The organism is Streptomyces sp. NPDC051976 (assembly GCF_040680795.1).
GTDB lineage: Bacteria > Actinomycetota > Actinomycetes > Streptomycetales > Streptomycetaceae > Actinacidiphila.
The window spans coordinates 13,396-25,432 of the sequence record NZ_JBFAXL010000005.1; the positions used below are offsets into that span (position 1 = coordinate 13,396).

13 protein-coding genes and 1 riboswitch are annotated in these 12,037 nt (G+C 73.0%); of the genes, 7 read left to right on the plus strand and 6 right to left on the minus strand.

From position 1 onward, the window contains the following. Both AB0M29_RS07445 and AB0M29_RS07450 read left to right on the plus strand, forming a co-directional pair. The gene (locus AB0M29_RS07445; RefSeq protein ID WP_365380305.1) at nt 1-879 is read left to right on the plus strand and encodes a hypothetical protein; all 879 of its coding nucleotides are present in this window, start codon (nt 1-3) and stop codon (nt 877-879) included. 69 nt (nt 880-948) lie between these two features. Further along, on the plus strand, nt 949-1,584 hold the full coding sequence (locus AB0M29_RS07450; RefSeq protein WP_365380308.1) for a hypothetical protein: 636 nt from the start codon (nt 949-951) through the stop codon (nt 1,582-1,584). 19 nt (nt 1,585-1,603) lie between these two features. On the opposite strand, the gene AB0M29_RS07455 is transcribed toward AB0M29_RS07450, so the two are convergent. The 5 genes from AB0M29_RS07455 to AB0M29_RS07475 form a co-directional block, all read right to left on the minus strand. After that, a complete protein-coding gene (locus AB0M29_RS07455) occupies nt 1,604-2,422 on the minus strand; it encodes a DUF6227 family protein (protein WP_365380310.1) in 819 nt (272 codons plus the stop codon). A 149-nt stretch (nt 2,423-2,571) separates the two neighbouring features. Then, nucleotides 2,572-3,267 carry a ThuA domain-containing protein gene (locus tag AB0M29_RS07460; RefSeq protein WP_365380313.1) on the minus strand — a complete coding sequence of 232 codons (696 nt, stop codon included), beginning with the start codon at nt 3,265-3,267 and terminating at the stop codon, nt 2,572-2,574. After that, nucleotides 3,264-3,464 (minus strand): hypothetical protein, encoded by a 201-nt coding sequence (locus AB0M29_RS07465; protein WP_365380316.1) that lies wholly within the window; start codon nt 3,462-3,464, stop codon nt 3,264-3,266. Before AB0M29_RS07465 ends, AB0M29_RS07460 begins: the two co-directional genes overlap by 4 nt. Then, the gene (locus AB0M29_RS07470) at nt 3,457-4,569 is read right to left on the minus strand and encodes an AraC family transcriptional regulator ligand-binding domain-containing protein (RefSeq protein WP_365380318.1); all 1,113 of its coding nucleotides are present in this window, start codon (nt 4,567-4,569) and stop codon (nt 3,457-3,459) included. Before AB0M29_RS07470 ends, AB0M29_RS07465 begins: the two co-directional genes overlap by 8 nt. A gap of 279 nt (nt 4,570-4,848) precedes the next feature. Next, nucleotides 4,849-5,550, minus strand: a complete 702-nt coding sequence (locus AB0M29_RS07475; protein WP_365380321.1) for a TetR family transcriptional regulator — start codon at nt 5,548-5,550, stop codon at nt 4,849-4,851. Nucleotides 5,551-5,664: 114 nt separating this feature from the next. Here AB0M29_RS07475 and AB0M29_RS07480 point away from each other — a divergent pair, with 114 nt between their 5' ends. Further along, a complete protein-coding gene (locus tag AB0M29_RS07480; RefSeq protein WP_365380323.1) occupies nt 5,665-5,817 on the plus strand; it encodes a hypothetical protein in 153 nt (50 codons plus the stop codon). Nucleotides 5,818-5,943: 126 nt separating this feature from the next. Then, nucleotides 5,944-6,159, plus strand: coding sequence for a DUF4190 domain-containing protein (locus tag AB0M29_RS07485; protein WP_365381010.1), 216 nt, complete (start codon nt 5,944-5,946; stop codon nt 6,157-6,159). A gap of 206 nt (nt 6,160-6,365) precedes the next feature. Here the strand turns inward: AB0M29_RS07485 and AB0M29_RS07490 are convergent, their stop codons facing one another. Then, the gene (locus AB0M29_RS07490; protein ID WP_365380326.1) at nt 6,366-7,826 is read right to left on the minus strand and encodes a glycine hydroxymethyltransferase; all 1,461 of its coding nucleotides are present in this window, start codon (nt 7,824-7,826) and stop codon (nt 6,366-6,368) included. Nucleotides 7,827-7,848: 22 nt separating this feature from the next. After that, a riboswitch (ZMP/ZTP riboswitch) is annotated at nt 7,849-7,941 on the minus strand. Between the two features lie 159 nt (nt 7,942-8,100). Here AB0M29_RS07490 and AB0M29_RS07495 point away from each other — a divergent pair. The 3 genes from AB0M29_RS07495 to AB0M29_RS07505 all read left to right on the plus strand — a co-directional run bounded on the left by AB0M29_RS07495 (nt 8,101) and on the right by AB0M29_RS07505 (nt 12,028). Continuing rightward, on the plus strand, nt 8,101-9,078 hold the full coding sequence (locus AB0M29_RS07495) for an enoyl-CoA hydratase/isomerase family protein (RefSeq protein ID WP_365380329.1): 978 nt from the start codon (nt 8,101-8,103) through the stop codon (nt 9,076-9,078). A 119-nt stretch (nt 9,079-9,197) separates the two neighbouring features. Next, complete coding sequence (locus tag AB0M29_RS07500) at nt 9,198-9,938, plus strand: class I SAM-dependent methyltransferase (protein ID WP_365380332.1); 741 nt, start codon at nt 9,198-9,200, stop codon at nt 9,936-9,938. A gap of 242 nt (nt 9,939-10,180) precedes the next feature. After that, entirely contained in the window at nt 10,181-12,028 is a 1,848-nt protein-coding gene (locus AB0M29_RS07505; protein ID WP_365381013.1) for a ricin-type beta-trefoil lectin domain protein, read from the plus strand. Nucleotides 12,029-12,037: the final 9 nt, after the last annotated feature.

The following is a 12,037-nucleotide window of genomic DNA, read 5'->3' on the forward strand; positions in this document are numbered from 1 at the left end:
ATGGACGACGGCCGCGACCGCGCCGCCTGGCCCGACCCGGACACCGCGGAGCGCCTGCTGCGGCGCGGGACCGCCCTCGCCGGCCGGTCCGGGGCCGACGGCCCGCACGACGACGCGGCACCCGCGTGGCCCGCGGCGCCCGGCCATCCCGACGACGCCTGGGCGGCGGCCGACCGTGCCGATCCCCGGTTCGGCGAGCTGCTGCGGCTGCTGTCCGCCGCCGCCCGGCACGGGGCGCTCGACCCCGGCCGGGAACAGGCGGCCGTCGCCGCCTTCCGTGCCGCCCGGGGCGCGGGGGCCGTACGGCGCGGCCGCCCCACCGGACTCGGCGCGCGGATCGGCTCCGGGCGGCCCGCGAAGGCGCTCGCGGGCGGCCTGGTCGCGGTCTTCGCCGTCGGCGGGGTCGCGTTCGCCGCGGGTACCGGCGCGCTGCCCACACCGTTCCGCGGGGGAGTCCACGCCAGGGCGCTGCCGGAGGCGGGCGGCGGGGACCCGGGGAAGGCGGCCAGCGGCTCCGGGGTGCCGCGGGGCCCGAGCACGGACGCGCGGGGCCGCGCCACGCCCGGCTCCGGCGGCGCCCGCTCCAGCACCGGCGCCACCGGCGTCCCCACCGCGACGGCGACACCGGCACCCTCGGTGTCCCAGCCGCCCGCCACCCCCTCAGAGCCGTCCGCGAACCGCCAGCAGCAGGTCCTCCGTGCGCTGTGCAGGAGCTATGTGGAGGCCGTACGGCAGGGCCGGGACATGGACGAGAAACCGCTCTCCCGGCTGCAGCGCAGGGCGGGCGGGCAGCAGCGGGTGGCCGCCTTCTGCAGGCGTGTGCTGGCCGCGGCGCCCGCGGGCGGGGCCGGCACCCCGCAACCCTCGGCCGACCGGTGACGACGTGGTGACGTTCGGCAGGGTGACCATGAAGTGACCGGAGAACGAAGATCCGGCACAGTGGACAGCATGAGGCCGGAACTGCCGTCACCCCACGACCCGCATTTGCGCCAGCTGCGCCGGATGTTCCTGGCGGTCGTGACGGGCAGCTTTCTCTTCCTCATCCCGTGGATCGCCTACCTGTCGGCGAGCCTGCCCACGCACCGTGTGGTCAGCCAGTGGAAGTTCGCCTGGGTCGGGTTCGACGTGGCGTTGATCTTCGCCATCGGCATCACCGCGTTCTGCGCGTGGCGGCGGCTGCAGATCTTCATCCCCTGGGCGATCATCACCGCCACCCTGCTGTGCTGCGACGCCTGGTTCGACATCGTCCTCGACTGGAACAGCAACGACCTGACCGGCGCCGTGCTGACCGCCGCCTTCGCCGAACTACCGCTGGCCGCGCTGCTGTTGTACGTCGCGCGGAAGATGATCCGGCTGACCGTGCTCATCGCCTGGCACCGCGCGGGCCGCACCGGGACCGTACCGCCGCTGTCCCGGCTGACGCTGGTCGTGCTGGCCGCCGACGAGAACTCCCGGCGCCAGAAGCCCGGCGGCGGCACATCGCGCGACGACGATGACGATCACGGCGACCGGGACCGCGGCGACGACCGCGGCCGCGACCGTGAAGGCGATCTCGACCGGCACCCCGACGGACGGCGCCGCTGACCCCCGCCGCGAGCGGGGCCTAGGTCGCCTCGATCCTGCGCACCGCCGTGTCCAGGGCGGCGTCCTGGGAGGTGAAGACCTCGCAGACCGGGTCGCCGGTGGGGGTACGGGTGTGGTCGATCTCCCACAGGCTCACCTCGCTGCCGTCCAGCAGCAGGAAGGCGTGCTCGTACAGCGCCCAGGACACCTGGCGGCCGCCGACGACGGCGCTGCGCCGGGTGACGATGCTGATGTCGTGGGCTATCGCCGCCCGCAGCCGGGCCCGCATCTCGGTGCCCGGCGCGCCCGCGTTGGTGGCGCGGCGCAGCAGCCGCCAGGCGTGCTCCGCGGAGTCGCCCTCGGTGTACGCGCGCCGGAAGGCGTCCCCGCTCGCCGCCAGGAGACCGCTCTCCACGTCCGGCGCCCCGGCCGGGAACGGCGGCGCGGACAGCGCGGATTCGTCGGCCGACAGGTCCGCGGGCCCGCTGAAGCCGCCGAACGCGGAGTCGACCTCCCACTCGGCGAGCGTGAGGTCCTCGCGGTCGGCGAAGACGGCGCGGTGCACGACGCCCTCGTCGGGCCCGGTGTTGTGCTCCAGCTCCCACAGCACCTGCACGTCACCGTCCGGCAGCAGGAAACTGTGCCGGTACGTACGCCGGTTCATCCGCCGCGGCGGTCCCTTGGTGTGGCGGCAGGACTGCAGACCGCAGTAGTGCATCAGCGCGGAACGCACCTCGGCGTGCATCAGCAGTGCCGCCTGCCGCCCGTTCTCGGCGCGGCGCAGCAACTGGTCGAGCTGCTCCGCCGGTCGGCCACCCGACCGCGCGGGCTCCGTTCCGTCCGAGTGTGCTGCGTCCATCCGGCCCTCCGGCTCCGCCGTCGCCAACCCCGCCGGCGACTCAGGGTAGTAGCGCGGTAGCCGATTGCGCCCGGGAACGACGAGATTTCCGGACGCACGGTCGGCGCATGATCGTGCGGCGCGCCCCCGCGACCCCCTTCCGGTCGGCGTCAGCGCAGGTCGAGGGCGGCGCACCAGAGCAGCGCGCCCTCCAGGGACGCGCGGAAATCGGGGTCGAGATAGGCCGATTCCAGGTGGCCGAGAGCGGTGTAGAAGGAGCGGCCCGCGCCGGGCGCGTGACACCACATCAGCGGATGGTCCGCGCCCATCGTGCCGCCCTGGTAAAGGCGTTCGTCGACGGAGGCCAGTACCCGGACACCGTCGCCGGGTGAACCGCCGGGCAGGGCGCGGGGGTTGGCGCCGAAGTCGTACCACTCGTCGGTCCATGTCCAGCGCGCCGGGAGCTTGGCGGTGGCCGGGTGGCCGTGGTCCTCGACAGTCACCACGGCCGGCTGGATCTCGGGGTGGCCGGTGAAGCGGGCGCCGAGCAGGTCCCCGTAGTACGGCCAGCCCTCCTCGGCGCAGGCGGCGGCGTGCACACCGAGGAAGCCGCCGCCACCGGTGACGTACGCCTTCAGGTGCCGCCGGGCGTTCGCGTGCAGCACCTCGCCGGTGGGGGAGAGGAAGACGACCGCCGCGCAGCCGTCCAGCACGTCGGGCCGCAGGTCGTCGGGGTCCTCGGTGTGCCGGGTCCGCAGGCCGTGCGGCGCGGCGAGTTCGGCCAGCGCGGCGGCGCCCGCGGGTATGGAGTCGTGCCGGTAGCCCGCGGTGGCGCTGAAGACCAGCACCTGGTCGGGTGCGGTCACCTGGTGTCGTCCTCGGCGTGGCCGTGGGGGCGGGTGTCGCTGTGGGCGGTGGCGTTCCCGGCGTCGGGGAACGCGGTCCCGCAGCGGGCGCAGACCGGGGACCGGGCGTCCTCGCGGAAGGCTCCGCAGTCGTCGCAGACGCGGTTCAGCCAGCAGACGGGGTCGCCGCCCTCGGTGTAGTCGTGGCCGTCACTCATGGCTCTCCCGCTCCCGTTCGCGTTCCGCATCGCGCTCCGGTGCGCGGGGTCTGCCGGACTGCCGTGAGCGGCCCGCGAGTTCGCGCTCCCGGGTGTCCCAGCGGTTCATGGCGCGGCGCAGCGAGCGCGTCTCGGCGAATCCCAGCCGGGCCGCGCGCTGGGCGGAGCCGGAGCCCTGCCGGTCGAGCCGCGCCTGCTGTTCCTGGCGGACGGCGTCCAGTTCGGTGCGCCAGGTGGTGCCCGACTCGCCGAGGCGGCGCTGCAGGGTGCGCGGGCTGACCGCGAGACGGCGGGCCGCGGCGGCCAGCGAGGGCCGTCCGTCGGGGAGTTGCTCGATGATCGCCTCCCGCAGGCCGGGGACGGCCGCGGGCAGTTCCGGTGCGGGCGGTGGCACCGCCGCCGCGGCGCGGGCGATGATCGCGGCCAGCGCGGGATCGGCGGTCGCCAACGGGCGCTCCAGGTCGCGCCGGTGGAGGGTGATCGAGTCCGCGTCGGCGCCGAACTCGAACCGCGCGTCGCCGAACGCGTCGGTGTAGCCGCGGTGCCCGCGCGGCGGCCGGTGGGCGAAGGAGACGCGGTGCGGGGAGAGCGCTGTCCCGGTGGCGTGCCGCAGCTGCGCGGTGACCACCGCGAGGGCGAACTCGGCCACCACCCCGCGCAGTTCGTACTCGCCGCGCCGTACCGCGTAGCTCACCGTCACCTCGTCGCCGTCCTCCTCGGTGGTGAGCACCGAGTTGCTGCTGACCAGGTGGATATGGGCGGCGGCCCGTCCCAGCCCCTCGCCGAGGGTGGGCGCGGTGCTGAGCAGGTAGTCGAACAGGTCGAGTGTGCCCGGCCGGTAGCCCGCGGCGGCCAGCAGCCCCGCGTCGGGGCGTCCGGTACGGGACAGCACCGCGCCCCACAGCCGGTAGGTGCTGGCCGACGGGGTGCGGGCGGTCTCGGGGTCGCGCAGGATGGTCGGCAGTCCCGCCGCCCGGACCAGCGACTCGGCCTCGCCGCGCCCGAGCGTGGCGGCGGTGGCGATGAACCGGGGCACCACGACGGACTCGGTGAGGGCGCCGGGCGTGGGGTCCGGCGCGGGTATCGGCGGATCTGTGGGGGGCATTGCCGGGCACCTCCGGCGTCCGTGGGGGTGGGAACGATGTGGCTGGATGTGCTGTTGTGCTGTGCTGAACGGGCGCTCCAGCAGCCTACGGCGGAAGTGGCGCGTTGTGCCCCTGGGCTGGCGCGTTGTGTCCTCCCGAACGGTGGCATGTCCGGGCCATGATCGGGAGCACCGGTGCCCCAGTGTGCCGGAGTGCCCGCGTCGGGGGAGTCGCGGGGACAACGGGGGACGGCCGGTGCGGATGGTCTCCATCCGCACCGGCGGGGTCCCACCCGCCCGTCATCGCGCGCCCGCCGCGCCGCGGCCGTCCGGCCGCCGCCCGCCGCGCGGGGCCCCGGAAGCCGTCGGATCCTCCGGATCGAGCCAGTGCCTGCGCCCGATGCTGATGATGCGCATCCGCAGCCGCGCCGCGTGGATGATCCGCTCCCGGGCCTCGGGGTCGTCCTCGGGGGCGTCCAGGAACGCCGCCGCCGTCATCACCATGTGGTCGACGTACAACTGCGCCAGCACATGGAGATCGCCGCGGTCCCACCCAGCCGACGAGGGCTGTGCCGCCAGTCCGTCGGCGACCTCGTCGGCGAAGCGGTCCAGTTCCGCGGCGATCGCCTCGCGGACGTCCTGCACCCCGCCGTGCCGCTCGCGGGCGATGAAGCGGATGTGCGGGCGGTGCTCGTCGACGTACGCGGCGGTTATCGCCACCGTGCGGTCGATGAGCTCCTCGGAGCTGGAACCGGCCGCCATCACGGCCCTGATGACGGTGTGCAGGCTGCCCAGCGCTTCGCCGACCAGCGCCACGCCGAGGGCGGCCATGTCGGGGAAGTGCCGGTAGAACGCGGCCGGCGAGACGCCGATCTCGCGGGTCAGCTCGCGCAGTCCGAGGCTGCTGAGGTTCTGCCGTTCCAGCAGGCGCATCCCCGCGTCCATCAGGGATTGGCGCGTCTGTTGCTTCTGGGCCTGGCGGACCCCGGAAGTGTGACTCATGTCATTCAGTAAACAACCGTTCTCCCACTTTTGCCAGAGCCGTACGGGGCTACACTGATGAAGTCAGTGAACAACTGTCATCCGAAACGTCAACTCCTCGGAGGTAGAGCCGATATGAGCCTCGTCGTCCTCCTGCTCGGCATGGGCATCCTGATGGGCGCCGCCGCGCACACCTCGCTGACCGTCTTCCTGGTCGCCGCAGCCGCCATCGCGGCCTGGCTGATCGGCTTCGCGGTCCGCGAGCGCGTCGCCCGCCACCGCGGCTGACACCGCCGCCGGTCCTCCCGTCCCCACCCACCACCACAGCTCCCGGAAAGGAACACCGTGAACACCGCAGCAGCCCACCCGGTCGCGACCGGCACACCGGCCGCGCGCAACCGTGACGCCGACGGCATGGCCGTCGCGTCCTTCCTGCTCGGACTCCCGGGCCTGCTCGTCCTCAACCTCGTCCTGGGCCCGGCCGCCATCGTGCTGGCCCTGGTCGCCCTGGCCCGCGGCACCAAGCGCCGCGCCCGCGCCTACCTCGGCCTCGCGCTCGGCGCCGCCGACCTGGTCGTGGTGATCGCGCTGACGATCGCCAACCACGGCGTGATCTGGCAGTTCAGCTAGCGCCCTTCCGGCGGATCACCACGATCCCGTCACGACCCGAGCGCGGCAGCCGCGAGCCCGCGAGCGGGCAGACGTGTCCGACCGACCGACCGGCCGGACAGGTCAGGGCCAGCGGCGCGAGGCCTGCTTCCGGGCCGACGGCCCGAGACCGCCGGCCCAGGGCGTCGCCCCGAGCCAGCCACCCTCGGCCAGCCGCCTCGCGGCGGTCAGCTCAGGTCGATCCCCGGGTAGAGCGGGAAGCCCGCGAGAAGGTCCGCGGCGCGCTTGGCCACCTGGTCGGCCACGCCCGCGTCGAGTACGTGGTGCGCCTTCGACAGGCCGCCGCTCTTCGCGGGCGCCGGCGTCGTACCGGACAGCACCGTGTCGATGAGCCCGGCGATCTCGTCCATCTCGGCGGCCCCCAGGCCGCGGGTGGTGAGCGCCGGGGTACCGATCCGGATGCCGGAGGTGTACCAGGCGCCGTTCGGGTCCTGCGGCACCGAGTTGCGGTTGGTGACGATGCCCGACTCCAGCAGCGCCGCCTCCGCGTGCCGCCCGGTGAGGCCGTAACCGGAGACGTCGATCAGCACCAGGTGGTTGTCGGTACCGCCGGTCACCAGCTTCGCGCCGCGGCGCAGCAGCCCCTCGGCCAGCGCGCGGGAGTTGTCCACGATGGCCTGCGCGTAGTCGTGGAACCCGGGCCGGGACGCCTCCGCGAGCGCCACCGCCTTCGCCGCCATCACGTGCGGCAGCGGCCCGCCCAGCACCATCGGGCAGCCGCGGTCGACATGCTCGGCCAGCGCGTCGTCGCACAGCACCATGCCGCCGCGCGGGCCGCGCAGCGACTTGTGGGTGGTGGTCGTCACCACCTGCGCGTGCGGCACCGGGTCGAAGTCACCGGTCAGCACCTTGCCCGCGACCAGGCCCGCGAAGTGCGCCATGTCCACCATCAGCGTGGCGCCGACCTCGTCGGCGATCTCCCGCATCAGACGGAAGTTCACCAGCCGCGGGTAGGCGGAGTAGCCCGCCACGATGATCAGCGGACGGAACTCGCGGGCGGTGGCGCGTACCGCGTCGTAGTCGAGCAGCCCGGTCTCCGGGTCGGTGCCGTAGCTGCGCTGGTCGAACATCTTGCCGGAGATGTTGGGGCGGAAGCCGTGCGTGAGGTGGCCGCCCGCGTCCAGGGACATCCCGAGCATCCGCTGGTCGCCGAACTCGCGGCGCAGCTGCGCCCAGTCCTGCTCCGACAGGTCGTTGACCTGCCTGGCGCCCATCCGCTGCAGCGCGGGGCTCTCCACGCGCTGCGACAGCACCGCCCAGAAGGCCACGAGGTTGGCATCGATGCCCGAGTGCGGCTGCACATACGCGTGGCTCGCGCCGAAGACGGTGCGGGCGTGCTCGGCGGCGAGCGCCTCGACGGTGTCCACATTGCGGCAGCCGGCGTAGAAGCGGCGGCCGACGGTGCCCTCGGCGTACTTGTCGCTGAACCAGTTGCCCATCGTCAGCAGCACGGCGGGGGAGGCGTAGTTCTCGCTCGCGATCAGCTTGAGCATCTCGCGCTGGTCGGCCAGTTCACCGGCGATGGCGTCGGCGACCCGCGGCTCGACGCCCCGGATCACCTCCAGCGCGCTGCGGAAGGCGACCGACTCGGTGCTGTACGGGGTGGCTGACTGCTCGGCTGCGGCCATGGGAGTCCTCCTGCTCAGGGAACGGGACGGCCCAGGCGCACGGCACTCGGTGGTGTCACAGGAGCCGCTCCCCGATGGTTGACCCCATCCCAGCGCGCCAGTCACGGCTCCCGGCGAGCCTATCAACGCGGGGCCCGCGGCGGCGACCGGGCGGCCGCCCATCCGGCTGCCCGGCTGCGCCGACCGGGTGTTTGGATGGAGGTGACGGAAGTAGAGGAACACCCGGAGAAGAACCACCGACGTCTGGAGCCGCATGGATCTGCACGCACCCCCTGTGACCACCCGTGTCAGCGCGGGGACCGGGGTGATCGCGCTCGACCGGCCCGGCGCGCTCAACGCGCTCGACCTCACCATGGTCCAGCTGATGACCGCGGCCCTGGAGGAGTGGCGGGACGACGACGCGGTGCGGTCCGTGGTCGTCCACAGCACCTCGCCGAAGGCGTTCTGCTCCGGCGGCGACATCCGCGCGGTGCGCGAGGCGGCGCTGCGCGGCGACGACGCGGCGGTGCTGGCGTACTTCTCCGCCGAGTACGCGCTCAACGCGATGATCGCGCGCTACCCCAAGCCGTACACGGCGCTGATCGACGGCTACGCGATGGGCGGCGGCCTCGGCGTGTCGGTGCACGGTTCGGCGCGGGTGGTGACGGAGCGCGCGTCGCTGGCCATGCCCGAGACGGCGATCGGCTTCTTCCCCGACATCGGCGCCAGCCACTTCCTTCCCCGGCTGCCCGGCGCGGTCGGCTGGTACCTGGGCCTGACCGGCGTACGGATCTCCGGCGCGGCGGCCGTCGAGTGCGGCCTGGCCACGCACTACGTGCCCGCCGCCGACCTGCCCGCGCTGGAGGCGGCCCTGACCGGCGGCGGCCACCCCGACCCGGCCGCGCTGCTGGACGCCTTCGCCACGGCCGCACCGCCGTCGCCCGAACTGAGCGGCCACCGGGCCGCCGTCGAGCGGTGCTTCGGCGCGCCCGACCTCGCGGGAGTGTGGGAGCGCCTCGCCGACGAGGCGGCGGCGCCGTCGGGGGCCGAGTGGGCGGCCGAGGCGCTGGACGCGCTGCGGCGGGCGTCCCCCGCGAGCCTCGCGATCACCTTCGAACTGCTGCGGTACGGCGCCGGGGCGACCCTCGAACAGTGCCTGGCACACGAACTGGAGCTGGCCCGCGCCATCGCCCGTACCCCCGACTTCGCCGAGGGTGTGCGCGCCGCGCTGGTCGACAAGGACCGCACACCGATCTGGGAGACCCGGAGGTAGAAGAGCCATGTCCAACATGTGATATTCGAATATCAAGATGCGAACGCCCGGCGTAGCGTGGGCGTCAACCCGCTGCACCTCGGCGGGAACTGACGCACCGACGAACGGAGTGCCGCGCCATGCCTCGGGAATGGGACGCCAAGACCTACGACTCCCTGCCGCTGCCACACCTCGGCTGGGGCCGCCGTACCCTCGGGCGGCTCCCGCTGCGTGGTGACGAGCGGGTGCTCGACGCGGGCTGCGGCACCGGCCGCGACACCGAGGGCCTGCTCGAACTGCTCCCGCAGGGGCGCGTGGTGGCCGTCGACGGCTCCGCCCGGATGCTGGACCAGCTGCGCGAGCGGCTCGCCGGACGGCTCGACCGTGTCGAGGTCGTCCACGCCGACCTCACGAAGCCGCTGCCCTTCGACGGCGAGGTGGACGCGGTCTTCAGCGTCGCCGCTTTCCACTGGATCGACGACCACGCCGCCCTCTTCGCCTCCCTCGCCTCCCGGTTGCGTCCCGGCGGCCGCCTGGTCTCCGAGTGCGGCGGCCAGGGCAACATCGCGGTCGTCAACGCCGCCGTCGCCGACGTCCTCGGCGGCGCCCCCGACATGTGGGACTTCGCGGGAGTCGACGACACCCGCGCCCGCCTCGCCGCCGCCGGCCTCACCGACATCGACGTCCGGCTCCGCCCCGACCCCGCCCACCTCACCCCGGGCCCCCAGCTCGAGTCCTTCCTCGCCACGGTCATCCTCGGCGCCCACCTCGACACCCTCCCCGCCGCCGACCGCACCCCCTTCGTCCAGGCCGTCGCCGCCCGCCTCCCCGCCCCGGTCATCGACTACGTCCGCCTCGAAATCTCCGCCACCCGCCCCTGACCCCCCACCCTTTCGTTACATCCGTTTCATCGTGGCGATCCCTTGACGCCCCTTGCCCCCGCGAGTTAAATCACGTCGCGATATAAGTCGTGAAACAAGTGATGAAACATCCCGGGCGCCCTGCCGCCCATCCCTCCATGTCAGGGCCATGCCATCCGCACAGGAGAAAGGCAACCGGACCCATGAGCGCAGAAACCCGGCCCCACACGGGCAGAAAACGCCTCCGCCGCACCCTCGTCGGCATGCTCGCCGCCGGGGCGGCGGCCGTCACGCCGATGCTGGCCGTTCCGGCCACCGCCCACGCGGCGGGCGAGAGCGTCCAGGTCTACCTCACCACCACCAACGACTCCGGCGGCCGTAACGTCGTGAAGGGCCTGGAACAGCAGGCCCCAATCACCTTCGCCACCGGCACCGGTGGATCGGGCCAGAACGTCACGGTCGACGAGAACACCACCTACCAGCAGTTCACCGGCGGCGGAGCCTCCTTCACGGACACCGCCGCCTGGCTGCTCAACTCCAGCGGAGCCCTCTCCGCGTCGACCCGCAACAGCGTCATGCAGAAGCTCTTCGACCCGGTGAACGGCATCGGTCTCGGCTTCCTCCGCAACCCGATGGGCGCCTCGGACCTCGCCCGCGGCAACTACACGTACGACGACATGCCCGCGGGCCAGACCGACCCGTCACTGGCGCACTTCTCGATCGCCCACGACCTGGCCGACGTGGTCCCGCTGACCAAGCAGGCCCGCCAGCTCAACCCCAACGTCAAGGTCATGGGCACCCCGTGGACGCCGCCGCCGTGGATGAAGGACAGCGGCGCGTACAGCCAGGGCTGGCTCCAGTCGCAGTACTACGCCGCCTACGCGCAGTACTTCGTGAAGTACCTGCAGGCCTACCAGGCGCAGGGCGTGCCGGTCGACTACGTGACCGTGCAGAACGAGCCCACCTGCTGCGGCGGTTACCCGTCGGCGCAGTGGAACGGCACGGGCCTGGCGTACTTCACCAAGACCAACCTGCTCCCGGCGCTGCACGCGGCCGGGCTGTCCACCAAGGTCCTGGCGCTGGACTGGAACTGGGACACCTACGACAGCTACGCCGCGCCCACCGTCACCGACGCCTCGATCCGCAACGACCCCAACTTCGGCGGTATCGCCTGGCACGGCTACGGCGGCGACGTCTCCGAGCAGACCACCATCCACAACCAGTACCCGAACCTGCCCGCCTTCGACACCGAGCACTCCGGTGGCACCTGGATCGGCAACCAGCAGAAGGAGGACATGGAGAACCTGATCGACTACACCCGCAACTGGGGCCAGAGCTGGGTCAAGTGGAGCCTGGCGGTCGATCAGAACATGGGCCCGCACAACGGCGGCTGCGGGACCTGCACCGGGCTGGTGACCGTGCACAACGGCGACAGCCGCAGCGGGCAGGTCGACTACACCATCGAGTACTACACGATGGGCCACCTCACGAAGTTCGTGAAGCCGGGCGCCACCCGGATCTCCTCCACGGACAACTCCACGCTGCGCAACGTCGCCTGGCGCAACCCGGACGGCTCCAAGGCGCTCATCGCCTACAACGAGTCCTCCTCCGCGCAGCAGTTGCGGGTCAACTGGGGCGGCGAGAACTTCTCGTACACCGTGCCCGGCGGCGCCTCGGCGACCTTCACCTGGAACGGCACCCAGGGCAACGGCGGTGGCGGCACCGGACACACCGGCGCCATCACCGGCTACGGCGGCAAGTGCGCGGACGTGGCGGGCGCCAGCAGCGCCAACGGCACCGCGATCCAGCTCTACGACTGCAACGGCACCGGCGCCCAGCAGTGGACGGCCGTCGGCAGCACCTTCCAGGCGCTGGGCAAGTGCCTCGACCTGACCAGCGGCGGCACCGCCAACGGCACCCAGGCACAGCTCTACGACTGCAACGGGTCGGGCGCGCAGGTGTGGACGCACGGGTCGAACAACACGCTCGTCAATCCGCAGTCCGGGCGCTGCCTGGACGCCACCGGACCCAGCTCCGCCAACGGCACCCGGCTGCAGATCTGGGACTGCAGCGGAGCCGCGAACCAGCAGTGGACGACGCCGGCCGCGTAGCCGAGCCGA